At 64.8% G+C, this 1148-nt stretch carries 1 protein-coding gene; it reads left to right on the top strand.

Annotated elements, in window-relative coordinates; translation table 11 throughout:
- Nucleotides 1-13: 13 nt before the first annotated feature.
- Nucleotides 14-1148 (top strand): IS3 family transposase gene (locus tag AC4LGL_RS33865; RefSeq protein WP_491842601.1). Its coding sequence is split into 2 segments (ribosomal slippage), with 1136 coding nucleotides annotated over them: nt 14-278 and nt 278-1148; the frame shifts between segments, so codons are not numbered across the junction. This gene is flagged as partial in the annotation.

Genomic DNA, 1148 nt, shown 5'->3' with positions numbered 1-1148 from the left:
GACGATGACACGCATGGCTGGTCGTAAGCGGCATTCCGCGGAGGACATCGTGCGCAAGCTGCGCCGCGCCGATGAGCTGGCTGCCGAAGGCAAGACCGGTGAGGAGGTTGCTGCCGAGCTGGAGGTGTCGCCGGCAACGCTGTACAACTGGCGCCGCGGCTACGGCGGGATGGACACCGACGCCGCCAAGGAGCTCAAGGAACTGCGCGATCAGAACGCCCGGCTAAAGCGGCTGCTGGCCGAGGCCGAGCTGGAAAAGGACGCCTTGCGGGAGGTCGCGAAGGGAAAATTCTGAGCCCAGCTGCCAAGCGCCGCGCCGTGGACATGCTCAAGGATACGTTGAGCATGTCGGAACGGTTGGCGTGCAAGGCCGTTGGGCTCGCCCGCTCCACCTACCGCCGGCTCCCGCAGGCGCAGACCACCGATGATCCGGACGCCCAGATGAGGGCCTGGTTGCGCACGTACGCCACCAAACATCCCTGCCATGGGTTCCGGCGCGCTTGGGCGGCGTTGCGCTACGACGAAGGCCGCCAGGTCAACAAGAAGAAGATCGGCCGGCTGTGGCGTGAGGAGGGCTTGCAGGTGCGGGTCCGTAGTCCCCGCAAGCGGGCCGGAATCTCGTCGGTGGCGCCGGTGGTGGCAGATGCACCGAAGGTGGTGTGGGCGATCGATTTCCAGTTTGATTCCACCGTCGATGGTAAGGCCATCAAGATCGCCTCGATGGTCGACGAGCACACCCGCGAGTCACTGCTGAACGTCGTGGAGCGGTCAATCACCGGCGATCGGCTCGTCGACGAGCTCACAAAGGTGTTCGCCGCTACCGGTGGACCACCGAAAGTGCTGCGGCTCGACAACGGGCCGGAAATGATTTCTCAAGCGCTACAACAGTTCTGCGACGGACAGCTCGGCCTGTCCTACATCCCGCCGGGCACGCCGTGGAACAACGGCTTCATCGAATCATTCAACAACCGCCTACGCAAGGAATGCCTCAACCGCAACCACTGGAACAGTCTGCTGGAGGCCCGCGTGGTCATCGGCGACTTCAAACACGAGCACAACCACCGCCATCGCCACTCGGCCCTGGGCTACCAGACGCCGGCCGAGTACGCTGCGGCCTGCAGGTGCACCCACACCCCGGTGGCCTGCGA

This window comes from Mycolicibacterium arcueilense (assembly GCF_058536225.1).
This window is presented reverse-complemented; position numbering and strand designations above follow the sequence as displayed.